This window comes from Bacillus sp. z60-11 (assembly GCF_046464135.1).
GTDB classification, from domain to species: domain Bacteria; phylum Bacillota; class Bacilli; order Bacillales; family Bacillaceae; genus Bacillus; species Bacillus sonorensis_A.
Genome location: NZ_JBIYSN010000001.1, coordinates 870,015 through 886,017, shown reverse-complemented (window position 1 = coordinate 886,017; position 16,003 = coordinate 870,015). Strand labels below are relative to the sequence as shown.

Here is a 16,003-nt window from a genome sequence, read left to right as displayed (position 1 = left end):
AAAAGCTCCCTTGAAAATTCGCTTTGATAATCCTTCATTTCCAGCAGTAAGTAGCGGGCATCTTCCCTGCGGGAAGTGCCCCTTTTTAAATCCCTTCCGTAATCCGAACCTTTTTAGAATCAAAGCTTCCCCCAACTTTTTCTTTTTAGAATCCTTATAACAGAACACCCGTACGAAATAGGTTCAGCTCCCTAACTTTTTTCTTATCGACGGCACGCTAAATGTGGAAAATTTAAACACTTTATTACACTCTACTATTTAAACCGGTGGTTGGCCATTTATAAATATGGGGCTATTTAATAAAACTTCGAGCTGCCTGCCTCTTTAATTTTCCATACAACTAATGCAGTGCTTATAAGTATTGGTATCCGTATAAACTGGCGCAGTACATCCATTGATAGCCTGCTAACAAGACCCCGGCCTTCCCCGTTGATTAAAAACTCTTGTAAAACGTTATTTCAACAATAATTCATGACATAAATAAAAAAAGGTGAGACACATAGTGCCTCACACTTAAAAACGTAATACTCGAAACTTATTCCCTACATCACCCGCTTAAACATCTTCTCCATCTCATACGTCGAATAATGAATGATAATCGGGCGGCCGTGCGGGCATGTGAATGGATCTTCGGTCCGGCGCAGTTCGTCGAGCAAAGCGGTGATTTCGTCGTCGCGCAGGTGGTGGTTGGCTTTGATCGATCCCTTGCAGCTCATCATGATCGCGGCTTCTTCGCGCAGTTTTTTGATGTCGATGTTTCGGTTGTCAAGGACCTGCTGGATGATGTCTTCGATGATCATCGCTTCCTCGCCTTTTGGAAACCATGTCGGATGGCTCCGGACGATATAGCTGCCTGCACCGAACGACTCGAGAAAAACGCCGACTTTGGCCAAGTCTTCCAAGTGATCGTCAATGATCATCGCTTCATTTCTTGAATAATGGAAGGTCAGCGGAACAAGCATGTCCTGCACTTCCGGTTCGATTTCACCGACTTTTTCGCGGAAGTACTCATATTTAATCCGCTCCTGTGCGGCGTGCTGATCAATGATATACAGCCCGTTCTCATTTTGGGCGAGAATGTAGGTGCCGTGCATCTGGCCGATCGGATACATGATCGGCACCCTTTCTTTTGGCGCCGGCGTCTCTTCTTTCCGCTCTGGTATGTGTTCCGGAGTCGCTTCAAATGACTCATCCGGCAAGTCTTCCACAACCGGCGGTTCGGGAGGCGTTTCCTGCTGCGGGAAGCTGTCCTCTTCCTCAGGCGGCAGAGGCGCTTCCTTTACGAGCGAACTTAATTTCATCGCTGAAAAAGATGGCGAGGCTGCCGGTGCTGTTTCAGGCACGGCCTTCGGCTCAGGCGGACTGTCGAAATTCAAGATTTGCTGCTCCGGCTTTACGGGCGGTGGCGCTGTTTTTTTCGGAATTTCCGCGCTTGGGATGAGCTGCTGCTGTTTGAAGACGTCTTTGATCGCATCGCGGATCAGCTCGTGGAGCTCGGTCTCTTTGCTCAGTCTCACCTCAAGTTTGGACGGATGCACATTCACATCGACGAGCAGCGGATCCATGTTGATTTCCAGAAATGTGATCGGATGCCGGCCGATCGGAAGCAGCGTATGGTAGCCCTCATGAATCGCTTTGACAAGGGGGAAATTTTTAATGTATCTGCCGTTGACGACAGATGACATGTAATTTCGCGATGCCCTGGTCACTTCCGGGAGGGCGATATAGCCCTTCACTTCAAAGTCAAGGGAACTGGCGTGAAGCGGAAGCATTTTTCTCGCAACCGCCGTTCCGTAAATCGCCGCCAGCACATGGCGGACATCCCCATTTCCGTTTGTTTGCAACAAGGTTTTCCCTTGATGGCGCAGCCTGATCGAGACTTCCGGATGCGCGAGGGCGATTCTGTTGACAACATCGGTAATATTGCCGAGCTCGGTATGAATCGTCTTCATATATTTCAGCCTTGCCGGCGTATTGAAAAACAAATTTGAAACCGTAATTTCCGTTCCTCTCCGGCTCGACGATTTCTGCTCGGAAATGATTCTTCCTCCTTGAAGCGTCAGCTGGGTTCCCGCTTCCTCGCCCGTGCTCGTTTTGATCGTTAAATGTGAGACGGACGCGATACTTGGCAAAGCTTCTCCGCGAAAGCCGAGCGTCCTGACGCGGAACAGGTCGTTTTCGTCTTTGATTTTGCTTGTCGCATGGCGCAGAAAAGCCGTTTTACAGTCTTCGGCATCCATCCCTTCGCCATCGTCAAGCACTTTAATGGAAGAAAGTCCGGCCTCTTCAACATCGACTTCAATGACTGAGCTGTTTGCATCGATCGCATTTTCGACAAGCTCTTTTACGACCGACGCCGGTCTTTCCACTACTTCGCCCGCCGCGATCTTGTTTGATAAATCATCGGGGAGCTGGACGATTTTTGCCAAGTTTGGTCACCTCTCTTATTTTAATTTTTTTTGCAGCTTGTACAGTTCGTTCATGACTTCCAAAGGCGTCATATCCAACAGGTTGATGGCTTTCAATTCCTCTAACACGCCCTGTTCCTTCTTGGAGAGCTTCGCCTGTTTGTCCTTTGGCTTTTCCGTTTCAAAGAAAGACAGCTGGGCGGGCTCTTCGGCCGGTGTCGTCTGAATCTGAGCGGCCGGCTCTTTCACAGCCTCGGGAACGGTTGAAACAGCCGGTTCTGTGGAGCCTGCTTCAAGCTCTTGTAAAATCGTTTTGGCCCGGCTGATTAAATCATCCGGAAGCTCGGCAAGCTGGGCGACATGAATCCCGTAGCTTTTGTCTGCCGCCCCTTCTTTTATCTGATGAAGGAACACGACTTTCCCCTCGTATTCTTCAGCGCGGACATGGACGTTTTTCAAGTCGCTGAGCTTGTCCTCAAGCGCTGTCAGCTCATGATAGTGGGTGGAAAACAGCGTTTTTGCGCCGATATGGTCATGAACGTATTCGATGATCGCCTGAGCAAGCGCCATTCCGTCATATGTGGATGTGCCGCGGCCGATCTCATCAAAGAGAATCAGGCTGTTTTTCGTGGCGTGGACGATCGCGTTTTTCGCTTCAAGCATTTCCACCATGAAGGTGCTTTGGCCGGAGATCAAATCATCCGCGGCGCCGATTCTCGTGAAAATTTGATCAAAGATCGGCAGTACCGCTTTTTTGGCCGGAACGAAGCAGCCGATTTGCGCCAGAATCGAAATCAGCGCCATCTGTCTCATATAGGTGCTTTTACCAGACATATTCGGCCCTGTAATCAACAGCATTTGTCTGCCGCTGCCCATTTCACAGCTGTTCGGTACATAAGACTGGCTGTCCATCACTTTTTCGACGACCGGATGGCGTCCGTCTTCAACCTCAACGGTGTCTTTTGAAAACTCAGGCTTAATGTAATGGCGGTTTTCGCTGATTGTCGCAAAGCATTGCAACACATCAAGCTCACTCATCATTTTCGCCAGCTGCTGAAGGCGGGGAATATAAGCTTTTACCTGATCGCGGAGCTCGGAAAACAGCTCGTATTCAAGCTCTGATATATTGTTTTCCGCTTCCAGAATCAACGCTTCTTTTTCTTTCAGCTCCGGCGTGATATAGCGTTCCGCATTGGTTAATGTCTGCTTACGTTCATAGCGGCCTTCTTCAAGCAGATGGATGTTTGCTTTCGTCACTTCAATATAATAGCCGAACACTTTGTTGAAGCCGACTTTTAAAGAGCGGATGCCCGTGTATTCCCGCTCCTGCTGCTCAAGCCTTGCAATCCAGTCTTTGCCGTTCTTGCTCGCATCCCTGTATTCATCCAGTTTCGCGTTGTACCCGTCTTTGATTAAATTCCCTTCCTTTAACGAAAGAGGGGGATTTTCATAGAGTGCATCTTCCAGAAGCTCGAGCAAATCGCCGCACGGGTCGATTCGTTCAGCACGCTCTTTTGCTTTTGGATGCTGAAGGGAAGCGACAAGCTCTTTAATCGCCGGCACTTGTTTCAGCGATTCCTTCAGCTGGATCAAGTCCCTTGCGTTGACATTTCCGTAGGCGACGCGGCCGGCAAGCCGCTCCAGGTCGTACACTTCCTTGAGGCGCTCGCGCAAATCCTCCCGTTCAAATAAATGGTTCATGAGCGTTTCCACGATTTCCTGTCGCTCTATGATCTGCCCCTTCCTGATCAGCGGTCTGTCAATCCATTGTTTTAAGAGGCGTCCGCCCATGGCCGTTTTCGTTTCATCCAAGAGCCAGAGAAGCGATCCTTTTTTATGTTTTGAACGGATCGTTTCTGTCAGTTCAAGGTTGCGCTTGGAGTACAGATCGATTTTCATCGCTTCTTCCAATTCATAAGACTGTACAGGCTGGAGATGGTCAAGGCTTCTTTTCTGGGTTCGTTGTAAATAGGTGTAGAGCCTTAAAAACGTGCCGGCAAGCTCCTGGGACGGCAGATCTTTCACAATGTCCGGCATCTCTCCAGCCAGTTCGTCTTCGAAGGAAATCGTGGCGCCGCAGCGCTCTTTTAAAATCGTGATTTCCTTCTCGCTGAGATTGCGGCTGACGACGATTTCACGCGCGCCGACGGAGTAGATTTCTGAAACGACATCATCAAACCGCTCGATCGCCGTCACTAAGTTTTCTCCTGTCGTCAAGTCTGAAAAAGCGAGGCCATATGTATGCTGAAAGTCGCTGACAGAGGCGATAAAGTTGTTTTCATTTTCATGAATGCCCTTTCCGTCCATGACAGTGCCGGGGGTGATCAGCTGAACGACTTCCCTTTTGACGACACCTTTAGCTGATTTGGGATCTTCCACTTGTTCACAGATCGCCACTTTATAGCCTTTTTTGATCAGCTGCTCGATATAGGAAGAACACGAATGGTAGGGAACACCGCACATCGGGATGCGTTCGCTCGAGCCCCCGTCTCTGCTCGTTAACGTGATTTCCAGTTCCTGAGATGCTTTTTTGGCATCTTCGAAAAACATCTCATAAAAGTCTCCTAAACGAAAAAATAAAAAGGCATCCTGGTATTCTGCCTTAATCTTTAAATATTGCTGTATCATTGGCGTGTAGCCTGCCATATTATAATCCCTCACTATGTATTAACGTTTCTATGATCCACTACTCATTATACCACAAAGATTACCGGTGAAAAAAAAGAAACTAGGGCGATGCTTCCCTAGCTTCCTTTTTATTCTTCAGGATCTCCGACCAAAAATTCCGGATTAATATCTTCCAGCTCTTCGTCAAGCTCTTCTTCCCACGCTTCATCATCGCTTTCCGTCCAATCGGAATTGACCTCGACGACGACTTTCGTCTCGCCGACTACCTCTGATAAAAATTCCCTTTCCGCCTGAACCACCACTTTGTTTCCGTTTGGCGAAATGGTGACTTCGAGGCAGTTCGGCTGCTGAAGCACTTTCGCGATGACTTCGTGCTCATCATCCAAATAGTTTTTGTCGCGGTAGCGGAGCTTGATGACATCAACATAGGAAACGCGTTCAGTCACAACTTCGGTTTTTGTGTTGTCGGCATAGGAATACCATACATTGATGTCATATGTCCCTTCAATTTCAACCGTTTTGCCGATTTTTTCGGCGTCATACTTATGATTGATAATCCAACCGCCTAAAATACTGGTTGGCTTTTGCGAAGGGGAGATGGTGTGGGTGCACTGCGTGAATTTCCGGCCTTTCGCGACCACCGCTTTTGTAATAATTTCCCTGTATTCAGACATTCGGTCATGCCTCCTTGTTTTTCCTCGTATTATCTTATGCTGGGCATTCGTCTAATGTGCGTTCATGGAGAAATCAAAATAAAATTCCCATTTAATGAATCTGTTTAAGTGTATGCAGTTGAATGGATAAACTTGACTTAAATCATAAAAGAAAAAGACAGACCGAAAGCTGAATCTTTTAAATAAGCCGCCGCGTCGGGAATTTAGAGGCCCAGAACTTCCTTTAAAGCAGGCTTTACAGCTGTGATCCTGAAGTGATGTTGATTTGATTGCCAAAAACAAAAAAAACGGCGCCTCGGAAAGGCGCCGCCTGATTATAGTGAACAGCTCGGTGATGAATTTTTCACTTTTGAACCGGTTTCCCCTGTCAGCAGGTTTCCTCCGGTTGATGATATGATCTCATTTGTCACTTGGTTTGATATTGTATGGGCGACGAGCTGAAGAAGATCGTTGACTTCCATTTGAGAGTCCCTGAACTCTTGGATGATCGGAATTCCGTCGAGCTCTTCCTGGAGCGCGTCGATCTTTGCTTCCGTTTGCTTCAGCGCTTCGTGTTTTTCGTAGTGCTTAAAGTTGACGGCCTGCTTTTGCAGGGCTTTGATTTGATTGATGAGCCCCGAAATCTTGGCATTTTCATTAATCTGCGCTTCCGCCTTTTTGAAGAATTCGACTTCTTCGGTTTCGGCAATCATTTTTGCAAGCTCGCGCGCTTTGGCGACAATATCTTTTTTCGTGTACAGCGTCATCCTATTTCACCTCGATTGCTTCTCCTACCATTTCTCCGTCAAGCGACCATGTTTTCGCCTGATGGATTTTCACGTTGACAAGCTGGCCGATCGCTTCCTTTGGCCCTTTGAAGTTGACAAGCTTGTTTTTCCGTGTATAGCCGGCAAGAATTTCAGGGTTGTTTTTACTTTCACCCTCTACTAATACTTCGACAACCTGACCCTCGTATTCCTTCATTTTCTTGGCGGAAATTTCGTTGACAACATCATTCAGGCGCTGAAGACGTTCTTTTTTCACCCTCATCGGGACGTTGTCTTTCATTTTCGCCGCAGGTGTTCCTTCACGAGGTGAATAAATGAAGGTATAGGCGCTGTCAAACTCGACTTCTCTGTATAAAGAGAGCGTTTCTTCAAACTGTTCGTCCGTTTCATTCGGGAAGCCGACGATAATATCCGTTGTAAGAGAAGCGTTTGGCATCGCTTTTTTAATTTTAGCGACAAGCTCAAGATAGCGTTCCCGATCGTATTTTCTCGCCATCAGCTTCAATACTTGAGAGCTTCCGGACTGAACAGGCAGATGGATATGGTCCAAAAGGTTACCGCCTTTTGCAAGCACTTCGATCAAGTGATCGTCAAAGTCGCGAGGATGGCTTGTAGTGAAGCGGATTCTCGGGATATCGATTTTGTGAAGTTCATCCATCAAATGGCCGAGCCCGTATTCCATGTCCTCAAAATCTTTGCCATAGGCATTGACGTTCTGTCCGAGGAGCGTGATTTCTTTGTAGCCTTCAGCCGCAAGCCTTCTCACTTCCTGAATGATATCCTCCGGACGCCTGCTTCGCTCTTTTCCCCTTGTGTAAGGGACGATGCAGTATGTGCAGAACTTGTCGCAGCCATACATGATGTTGACCCACGCTTTAATTTTGCCGTGGCGGACTTTCGGAAGGTTTTCAATAACATCTCCTTCTTTAGACCACACTTCAATGACCATTTCTTTTGACAGATAGGCTTCTGACAAGAGCTCCGGAAGGCGGTGGATATTGTGTGTCCCAAAAATCAAATCGACAAACGGATGTTTCTTCAAAATCCGGTTGACGACTGATTCTTCCTGTGACATACAGCCGCAGACGCCGAGAATCAGGTCGGGATTATCCTTTTTTAACGCCTTTAAGTGGCCGATTTCGCCGAACACTTTGTTTTCCGCGTTTTCCCGGATCGCGCATGTGTTGAGCAGGATGACGTTGGCGTCTTCCGTCGAGTCGGTCGGTTCATAGCCGAGCGCCATGAAAATCCCCGCCATGACTTCGGTATCATGTTCATTCATCTGGCAGCCGTATGTGCGGATGTAAAACTTCCGTCCTTCTCCCATGCCTCTGTACTGCTCTGAAATTTTAAAATCGTTATGGTATTTCACGGATTCTTTACCGCGTTTTTTTGCATCTTTTAATGAAGGCGGAACATAAACAGCTTCAAAATACTTGCTGTAATCCTTCTCGGATTTTTTGTCCGATGGATTAACCTGTCCGCTTTCTGTTCGCTGTTTCTCATTCATGTTTTATTCTCCTTTCAAACAAAGCTCCACACTTCAGTATAAAGGTTCTCGGCTGTCAGCACAACCGAGAACCCATTATTGTACACTAAATGAAAATGATTATCAATGGAAATTTACTTTGTTTTAAGGAAGAATATTAAATCAGCCCCGATTTTCGGGCGCCGGTTTCGATGATGTCAAGCGCTTTGTCAAGCTCTTCTTTCGTGTGCTGCGCGGTCATGATCGTTCTGATTCGCGCTTTGCCCTTTGGAACGGTCGGAAAAACGATCGCCTGCGCAAAAACACCCAGCTCAAACAGCGTGTTGGAAAACCGGCACGTTTCGGCTTCATCCCCGATTAAAATCGGTGTGATCGGCGTCTCACTCTTGATCAGCGGGAGACCGATATTTTCGAGGCCTTGTTTGAAATACGCCGTATTATCCCACAGCTTTTTGATCAATGAAGGCTCTTCCATCAGCACATTGACCGCTTCAATACAAGCTGCGGTAACAGCCGGCGGATGAGACGTGCTGAACAAAAACGGACGGCCTTTATGTTTTAAATAGTCGATCAGCACTTTTGAGCCGGCGGCATATCCTCCTAACACACCGATCGCTTTGCTGAGGGTGCCGACTTGAATATGGACTTTTCCGTCGAGGCCGAAATGATGTACCGTGCCGCGTCCGTTTTCACCGAGAACACCGGAAGCATGCGCATCATCGACCATGACAAAGGCATCATACTGTTCGGCAAGCTTTACAATCTCAGGAAGCGGAGCGATGTCTCCGTCCATCGAAAAGACGCCGTCTGTGACGATCAGCCGTGTTCTGTAATTCATCGATTTTTTCAAAATCTTTTCCAAGTCTTCCATATTCGCATGTTCATAGACTTTTTTGCCGGCCTTGGTGAGCCTGATGCCGTCTATGATTGAAGCGTGGTTTAATTCATCTGAAATCACGATGTCGTCTTTTGTGAGAATACTGGAAAGAATGCCCTGATTTGCTGTGAAACCGGACTGAAACACGAGAGCCGCTTCCGTGTTCTTAAATGCTGCAAGCTTTTTCTCAAGCTCGTCATGCATGGTGAACGTTCCGGCGATGGTCCGGACTGAGCCGGTTCCTGCGCCATATTGCTTCACGGCGTCTTCAGCCGCCTTTTGCATCCGCGGATGTGATGTCAATCCTAAATAATTATTGGAAGAAAGCTGTATGATATCTCTTCCTTTCATTCTGACAGTTGACCCTTGAAGCGATTCGATGACCGGCAGCTCTTGAAATGTGCCGTTTTTCTTCATTGCTTCAAGCTCTGAAGCTAAAAAGTGAAACTCTTTCATATCAATCTCTCCTTTCTATGGTTTCAGCACAACTTTGCCGCATTGCCCTTTCCTCATCAGCTCAAAACCTGTTTCATAGTCTTCAAGTGAAAAATGATGGGTAATGACAGGTTTAATCCGGATTGCACCGGCATTCAGCAGCTCGCTTGTCTGCCTCCATGTTTCAAACATCTTACGCCCGGTGATTCCCTGGACTGTCAGGCCCTTAAAGACGATGTCATTTGTCATATCAATGCAGACGGGGTGCTCCGGCAAGCTTAAGATATGAACCTTCCCGCCGTTTGCCGCCATCTTTAGGCTTTGGCGGATGGCTGTCGGATGGCCCGACATCTCACAAACTAAATCAACGCCCTCCCGATTTGTTAAAGCGCTTACATTTTTGAGCGGGTCTTCTTTTTCAATGGAGATGGTTTCCGTTGCGCCCATCTGCACAGCCAAGTCGAGCCTGTACTCGTTTTTATCGATCGCGATCACCTGTGAGGCCCCGGCTGCTTTCGCCACCGCCACAGCCATTAATCCGATCGGACCGCAGCCGACAATCGCCGTCTTATCCCCTGCTGTTATCCCTGAGAGAACGGTATGCACGGCGTTGCCGAGCGGCTCTTGGATCGAAGCGAGGTCCTCGGGCATACCGGACGGATTTTTCCAGATGTTTTCCGCCGGCACCTTCACATACTCGGCGAAACACCCTTCTGTATCCACGCCGAGGATTTGCGTATTTCGGCAGACGTGTTTTTTTCCGGTCAGACAAGGAATGCATTTCCCGCAGACGATATGCGTTTCCGCTGAGACGTACTCCCCCTCCTTGACTGATGTGACATTCTCCCCGGCCTGAACGACCTCTCCGGAAAATTCGTGACCAAACACATAGGGCGGTTTTATTCTGTTTTTCGCCCATTCATCCCAATTATAAATATGAACATCGGTTCCGCAAATCGATGCAGCTTTCACTTTGATGAGCACTTCATGTTGATCGATTTGCGGAATCGGAACGAGCTCAAGGACAGCGCCGGGTTCCCCGGGATTCTTGATAAGCGCTTTCATTTTTCCGTTCAAGACGAACAGCCCCCTTTCGAAAAATCGCTTTACACAAGGATTGTAGCACGATTTTCCATCTTGGTAAACACCACTGTCCGTATGATGTGGACATATGAACACACTCTGAAAAAAAGCGGAAATTTTTTTAAAACGGGATGCGGCTGACGAAGTTTTCAAAGAGAAAACGGCACACTTGACTGGATGAAAACGAGCGTTCCAATGCTTCAATTAGATTGTCATAATCCTTGTGGCATTCCAAATCCGGAATCACTCTGTCGATGCCGTCAAAATCCGAACCAAAGCCGATATGCCGTTCACCGCCGAGAGAACAAATATGGTCAATGTGTGTAAGGATGTCTTTCAGCCGCGGCGTCCCCTCGCGTTTCACAAATTCAGGGACAAATGTCAGACCGATGACACCGTTTTGATCAATGAGTGCTTTGATTTGATCATCCTTTAAATTCCTTGGATGCGGACAAAGGCTGTAGGCATTGGAATGGGAGGCGATCGGATATTTTGCGGCCGCCAGCGCATCCCAAAAGCTGCTTTCCGACAAATGGGAAACGTCTGTCCAGGCCCGGTTTTTGTTGGCGATGCGGATCAATTTGTTTCCCCAGGATGAAAGTCCCGCATTTCTTTTTTCCAAAGCTCCGTCAGCGAAGGCGTTCGCCCAGTTCCATGTCAGACCGAAGCTTCGGACGCCGAGCCGGAAAAAAACATCAAACAGCCTTAAATTTTTGGATATCGGCTCACAGCCTTCCATCGTTAAGATAACGCCTGTTTCATCCGCTTTCAGCGAGTGGATGTCTGCTTTGCTTCTGATTAGTTTGATCCGTTCATATTTGGCGATTTTTTCGTAAAACAGCTGTATTTGAACAAGCGCCATTTCCAGGCGCATCGCGGCCGGAACAGAAGCCGGCAGAAAAATCGCCAGGCATTGCACTTTCGTCTTCCCGTTTAAAAGCGCTTTGACCGGTGTTTGCAGTGTTGGATCGTTGTATTCATTAAGCTTCGGATTTTTCCAGAGCTTGAATAGCAGATCGGAATGGGCATCAAAAATGTTCATATTTCATCCGCTCCCAGCTCTACATTTTGGCCAAACCAAAAACAACCCGCTTGCCTTAAGCAAGCAGGTTGAAGCATTGATTCGACTTATCTTTCTATCAGCGAGGTTCAACAATTAATTTAATCGCTGTTCGCTCTTCACCGTCAATTTGAATGTCCGTAAACGCCGGAATGCAAATCAGATCCACTCCGCTTGGCGCTACAAATCCCCTGGCAATCGCCACCGCTTTCACAGCCTGGTTCAATGCACCGGCTCCGATTGCTTGAATTTCCGCAGCTCCTCGTTCTCTCAAGACTCCCGCGAGCGCACCTGCGACCGAGTTTGGATTTGATTTTGCTGAAACTTTTAATATTTCCATTCCTGCTCCCCCTTAAGTTTCAATGGATAAGTGAGTGTTCATTAGAACAATCATTATTAGATGTTGCTATTTTCAAAGCCATCCCCTTTTAATTGCTTTTCAAAAATAGCAGGGTACCTTCCATTTTTACTATATTCACTAAAAGACCGGGATATTCCTGCTTTCCTTTTAATATTTTTCTAAAATGATTTTATTCAAAAAACATGTGGTCGTCATTGATTAAGATCCGTTCAATTTTAACGGCTTTTTTGCTTTGATCATCGATGTCTATGACAACTCCGCTTAAGGTTGTGCGGCCTTCGGCAATCTCAAACCTGACGGGCAGGCTTGTTTTAAAGCGTTTGATAATCGTCTCCCGGTCAACGCCGAGAATCCCGTCATACGGACCGGTCATCCCGACATCGGTGATGTAGGCCGTGCCTTTGGGGAGCACGCGGTTGTCCGCCGTCTGCACATGTGTATGGGTTCCGACAACGGCTGACACCCGGCCGTCCGTATACCAGCCGATCGCTTGTTTTTCACTTGTTGCTTCAGCGTGAAAATCGATAAAGATAAACGGCGTTCTTTTTGAAGCTTCATCAATCAGTTCGTCCGCTTTGCGGAACGGACAGTCAATCGGCGGAAGAAATGTCCGGCCCTGCAGATTGATCACAGCAAGCTCTTTGTTGCCGTTTGTTTTGATGTATGTGATCCCTTTCCCCGGGGTGCCTTCGGGAAAGTTGGCCGGTCTGATGATCTGCGGTGCTTCATCAATAAAATCAAATATTTCCCTTTTATCCCATGTGTGGTTTCCCATGGTGAGGACATCGGCTCCCGCTTGAATGAGCTGATGGTATATTTTTTCGGTAATGCCTTTCCCGTGTGCGGCGTTTTCTCCATTAACGATAACGGCGTGGGGTTTATATTTCAGCTTCAGTTTCGGCAAATAATTTTTGATCATCTCTCTGCCCGGCGAACCGACGACATCTCCAATAAATAAAATTCTCATCATTTGACCCTTTCTTTTTTTAAATAGGTTTTTCTAATAGTGTTACACAAGGTTACAAAAAAATAAAGTGGCGCTTATGCACCACTTTATTCAGCGTGTTGACAAACCCTCGCATTCGTTGTCAGGCCTGCGCTTCAGTGCTCACGAATCCAACATTCGCTCCGCTCCAATGCTCGGCCTTCCTAGACTGCAAAGGTTTTCAATCACGCTGAAAGGATGACAAAATCCTAAAACATTAAACCGTTTTAGGATTTCGTCAAAAATCTGAAATAAAGTGGCGCTTATGCACCACTTTATTTTGCGTACTCAACGGCTCTCGTTTCCCTAATCACAGTTACTTTAATATGTCCAGGGTAGTCAAGCTCGTCCTCAATTCGTTTTCGAATATCCCGCGCCAAACGATGGGCTTCAAGATCGTTGATCGAGTCTGGTTTGACCATGATCCGAACTTCCCGTCCGGCCTGTATCGCAAATGATTTTTCGACACCTTCGTACGACTCAGAAATCTCTTCCAGCTTTTCAAGCCTGCGAATATAATTTTCGAGGGTTTCGCTTCTTGCACCAGGTCTTGCGGCTGACAATGCATCAGCTGCGGCCACGAGCACTGCGATGATGGAAGTCGGTTCCTGATCACCGTGGTGTGATGCGATGCTGTTGATGACGACTGGATGCTCCTTATACTTGGTGGCAAGCTCTACGCCGATTTCGACATGGCTTCCTTCCACCTCATGGTCAATCGCTTTCCCGATATCGTGAAGAAGTCCTGCTCTTTTGGCAAGTGTGACGTCTTCACCGAGTTCTGCAGCCATAAGACCGGTCAGAAACGCTACTTCCATTGAATGCTTCAGCACGTTCTGTCCATAGCTTGTTCTGAACTTCAGACGGCCGAGAATTTTGATAAGATCGGGATGAAGACCGTGGACTCCCACTTCAAATGTCGTCTGTTCACCCATTTCGCGAATATAATCATCCACTTCACGGCGGGATTTCTCAACCATTTCTTCGATTCTGGCAGGATGAATGCGGCCATCCTGAACGAGTTTATCAAGAGCGATCCTGGCTGTCTCACGCCTGATCGGATCAAATCCTGAAAGGATAACGGCTTCCGGCGTATCGTCAATGATAAGATCGATTCCCGTCAATGTTTCCAATGTACGGATATTTCGTCCCTCACGTCCGATAATACGGCCTTTCATCTCATCATTTGGAAGGTTGACAACTGATACCGTTGTCTCGGCCACATGATCAGCGGCACAGCGCTGTAAAGCCAATGAAAGAATATTTTTCGCTTTTTTATCCGCCTCTTCTTTCGCACGATTTTCCGATTCTTTCGTCATGATCGCGATGTCATGGGAAAGCTCATTTTCAACTCGCTCCAGAATGATTTGCTTCGCTTCATCACGAGTCAGACTTGAAATACGCTCCAATTCCGACTGCTGCATACGAATCATTTCATCCACTTTGCTTTCCATCTCTTCAATATGTTGTTGTCGTTCATTCAGAGAATGATCTTTCTTCTCCAACATCGCTTCCCGTTTATCTAATGATTCGTCTTTTCGGTCAAGGTTCTCTTCCTTTTGAAGTAAACGGTTTTCTTGTTTTTGAAGCTCATTTCGTCTTTCACGAACTTCTTGTTCAGCTTCTATCCGAAGCGTGTGAATCTCGTCCTTTGCTTCAAGAAGGGCTTCTTTTTTCAACGCTTCAGCATCCCGCTTTGCGTCTCCAAGAATTTGTTCGGCTGCATTACGCGCACCTGAAATTTTTGCTTCGGCAATGATTTTACGAACATAGTAGCCAACAACTAAACAGAATAGGCTCAGCAAAATGGAGATGAGAATGGTTAAAGGACTCATACTTTCACCTCCTCTTGCTATGAACTTGTTTCTTGCTAAAAGTAAGTGTCGGCATGTACATTGTACTTTCTTCTCAACATACAGAACCTTCACAGGGAATGAAGAAGCTTCACTGCCCTTGTCAAGTTTAAATGTTTATCAATCATGTTAAGAAAAACAAGTGATACAATTTCATTGTAATTGTGTGGGAAATACTTGTCAAGCTTACGGTCTTAACGTTTGGAAAGATATTCGCCTTTTTCAAATTCCCCCGGGAAAAATGAAGGGGGATTCGCCGGGGAGATCAAAAGCAAAAGGCTGCCTGACACGGGGCCAGCAGCCTTTTCACATATGGTTGATGATTAAAATTCGAGCTCTTCCTGAACTTCTTCATCTTTAGGAGCCGAGGCGCCGGTATCCAATCCGTAGTGCTCCCTGATCTGCTCTTGGATCGTCAGAAGCACGTCCTTGTTTTCTTTCAGGAACTGCTTGGCGTTTTCACGGCCCTGTCCAAGGCGTTCATCCTCATAAGAGTACCATGCTCCACTTTTCTGCACGATATCAAGCTCTGTGCCGAGGTCAATGATTTCCCCTTCTTTTGAAATCCCTTCACCGTACATAATGTCCACTTCAGCTGTCCGGAATGGAGGCGCCACTTTGTTTTTGACGACTTTAATTTTCGTCTTGTTCCCCATGACGTCATTCCCCTGTTTCAGCTGTTCGGCGCGGCGAACTTCAAGGCGTACGGAAGAATAGAATTTCAGCGCTCTTCCGCCCGGAGTCGTCTCCGGATTGCCGAACATCACACCGACTTTTTCACGGATCTGGTTAATGAAGATCGCGATGGTCTTCGATTTATTGATCGCGCCGGAAAGCTTCCGAAGCGCTTGGGACATCAGCCTCGCCTGTAAGCCGACATGGGAGTCTCCCATATCTCCTTCGATTTCCGCTTTCGGGACAAGAGCTGCGACAGAGTCAATGACAACGATGTCCACTGCTCCGCTTCTGACAAGGGCTTCGGCGATTTCCAGCGCCTGCTCCCCTGTGTCAGGCTGTGACAGCAGGAGCTCGTCAATGTTGACGCCGAGCTTTTGAGCGTAAACCGGGTCAAGCGCGTGTTCCGCATCTATGAACGCCGCCTGTCCGCCCTGCTGCTGGACTTCGGCAATCGCATGAAGCGCCACCGTCGTTTTACCGGAACTTTCCGGGCCGTATACTTCAATAATCCGTCCGCGCGGATATCCGCCCACTCCAAGAGCCGCATCGAGCGCTAAAGAGCCGCTCGGAACAGTTGAAATTCTTGTTTCGGTTTGTTCACCGAGCTTCATAATCGAACCTTTACCAAACTGTTTTTCTATTTGTTTAAGCGCCATGTCTAAGGCTGCCTGACGATCACTCATTCTATTTTTTCCTCCTTTATCG

Annotated in this window: 12 protein-coding genes; all 12 read right to left on the bottom strand. The window is 47.3% G+C overall.

All coding sequences use genetic code 11. From position 1 onward, the window contains the following. Positions 1 to 542: 542 nt before the first annotated feature. The 12 genes from mutL to recA all read right to left on the bottom strand — a co-directional run bounded on the left by mutL (position 543) and on the right by recA (position 15,981). Positions 543 to 2,429, bottom strand: coding sequence for a DNA mismatch repair endonuclease MutL (mutL, locus tag ACINLD_RS04585; RefSeq protein ID WP_077736815.1), 1,887 nt, complete (start codon positions 2,427 to 2,429; stop codon positions 543 to 545). 15 nt (positions 2,430 to 2,444) lie between these two features. Further along, the gene (gene mutS, locus ACINLD_RS04580; protein ID WP_077736817.1) at positions 2,445 to 5,054 is read right to left on the bottom strand and encodes a DNA mismatch repair protein MutS; all 2,610 of its coding nucleotides are present in this window, start codon (positions 5,052 to 5,054) and stop codon (positions 2,445 to 2,447) included. 110 nt (positions 5,055 to 5,164) lie between these two features. After that, positions 5,165 to 5,710 carry an outer spore coat protein CotE gene (gene cotE, locus ACINLD_RS04575; RefSeq protein ID WP_026587044.1) on the bottom strand — a complete coding sequence of 182 codons (546 nt, stop codon included), beginning with the start codon at positions 5,708 to 5,710 and terminating at the stop codon, positions 5,165 to 5,167. Positions 5,711 to 6,024: 314 nt separating this feature from the next. Beyond that, complete coding sequence (locus tag ACINLD_RS04570) at positions 6,025 to 6,456, bottom strand: RicAFT regulatory complex protein RicA family protein (RefSeq protein WP_026587043.1); 432 nt, start codon at positions 6,454 to 6,456, stop codon at positions 6,025 to 6,027. Position 6,457: 1 nt separating this feature from the next. Then, a complete protein-coding gene (gene miaB, locus ACINLD_RS04565) occupies positions 6,458 to 7,987 on the bottom strand; it encodes a tRNA (N6-isopentenyl adenosine(37)-C2)-methylthiotransferase MiaB (RefSeq protein ID WP_026587042.1) in 1,530 nt (509 codons plus the stop codon). A gap of 136 nt (positions 7,988 to 8,123) precedes the next feature. Continuing rightward, positions 8,124 to 9,299, bottom strand: a complete 1,176-nt coding sequence (locus ACINLD_RS04560; protein ID WP_026587041.1) for a glycine C-acetyltransferase — start codon at positions 9,297 to 9,299, stop codon at positions 8,124 to 8,126. A gap of 15 nt (positions 9,300 to 9,314) precedes the next feature. Then, positions 9,315 to 10,343: an L-threonine 3-dehydrogenase gene (tdh, locus tag ACINLD_RS04555; RefSeq protein WP_142246155.1), complete on the bottom strand. Its 1,029-nt coding sequence runs from the start codon at positions 10,341 to 10,343 to the stop codon at positions 9,315 to 9,317. Positions 10,344 to 10,482: 139 nt separating this feature from the next. Beyond that, entirely contained in the window at positions 10,483 to 11,403 is a 921-nt protein-coding gene (locus ACINLD_RS04550; protein ID WP_077736820.1) for a dipeptidase, read from the bottom strand. Positions 11,404 to 11,500: 97 nt separating this feature from the next. Continuing rightward, positions 11,501 to 11,761: a stage V sporulation protein SpoVS gene (gene spoVS / locus ACINLD_RS04545; protein WP_003181955.1), complete on the bottom strand. Its 261-nt coding sequence runs from the start codon at positions 11,759 to 11,761 to the stop codon at positions 11,501 to 11,503. 190 nt (positions 11,762 to 11,951) lie between these two features. Further along, on the bottom strand, positions 11,952 to 12,749 hold the full coding sequence (locus ACINLD_RS04540; protein ID WP_026587038.1) for a TIGR00282 family metallophosphoesterase: 798 nt from the start codon (positions 12,747 to 12,749) through the stop codon (positions 11,952 to 11,954). Between the two features lie 293 nt (positions 12,750 to 13,042). Continuing rightward, on the bottom strand, positions 13,043 to 14,602 hold the full coding sequence (rny, locus tag ACINLD_RS04535) for a ribonuclease Y (RefSeq protein WP_026587037.1): 1,560 nt from the start codon (positions 14,600 to 14,602) through the stop codon (positions 13,043 to 13,045). A 341-nt stretch (positions 14,603 to 14,943) separates the two neighbouring features. Continuing rightward, positions 14,944 to 15,981 (bottom strand): recombinase RecA, encoded by a 1,038-nt coding sequence (gene recA, locus ACINLD_RS04530; RefSeq protein ID WP_026587036.1) that lies wholly within the window; start codon positions 15,979 to 15,981, stop codon positions 14,944 to 14,946. Positions 15,982 to 16,003 lie beyond the last annotated feature (22 nt).

What these genes read in the sequence shown, in the direction of transcription:
- mutS (WP_077736817.1), bottom strand. Translation starts at nt 5,054, where the DNA reads ATGGCAGGCTACACGCCAATGATACAGCAATATTTAAAGATTAAGGCA.
- cotE (WP_026587044.1), bottom strand. Translation starts at nt 5,710, where the DNA reads ATGTCTGAATACAGGGAAATTATTACAAAAGCGGTGGTCGCGAAAGGC.
- ACINLD_RS04570 (WP_026587043.1), bottom strand. Translation starts at nt 6,456, where the DNA reads ATGACGCTGTACACGAAAAAAGATATTGTCGCCAAAGCGCGCGAGCTT.
- miaB (WP_026587042.1), bottom strand. Translation starts at nt 7,987, where the DNA reads ATGAATGAGAAACAGCGAACAGAAAGCGGACAGGTTAATCCATCGGAC.
- ACINLD_RS04560 (WP_026587041.1), bottom strand. Translation starts at nt 9,299, where the DNA reads ATGAAAGAGTTTCACTTTTTAGCTTCAGAGCTTGAAGCAATGAAGAAA.
- tdh (WP_142246155.1), bottom strand. Translation starts at nt 10,343, where the DNA reads ATGAAAGCGCTTATCAAGAATCCCGGGGAACCCGGCGCTGTCCTTGAG.
- ACINLD_RS04550 (WP_077736820.1), bottom strand. Translation starts at nt 11,403, where the DNA reads ATGAACATTTTTGATGCCCATTCCGATCTGCTATTCAAGCTCTGGAAA.
- spoVS (WP_003181955.1), bottom strand. Translation starts at nt 11,761, where the DNA reads ATGGAAATATTAAAAGTTTCAGCAAAATCAAATCCAAACTCGGTCGCA.
- ACINLD_RS04540 (WP_026587038.1), bottom strand. Translation starts at nt 12,749, where the DNA reads ATGAGAATTTTATTTATTGGAGATGTCGTCGGTTCGCCGGGCAGAGAG.
- rny (WP_026587037.1), bottom strand. Translation starts at nt 14,602, where the DNA reads ATGAGTCCTTTAACCATTCTCATCTCCATTTTGCTGAGCCTATTCTGT.
- recA (WP_026587036.1), bottom strand. Translation starts at nt 15,981, where the DNA reads ATGAGTGATCGTCAGGCAGCCTTAGACATGGCGCTTAAACAAATAGAA.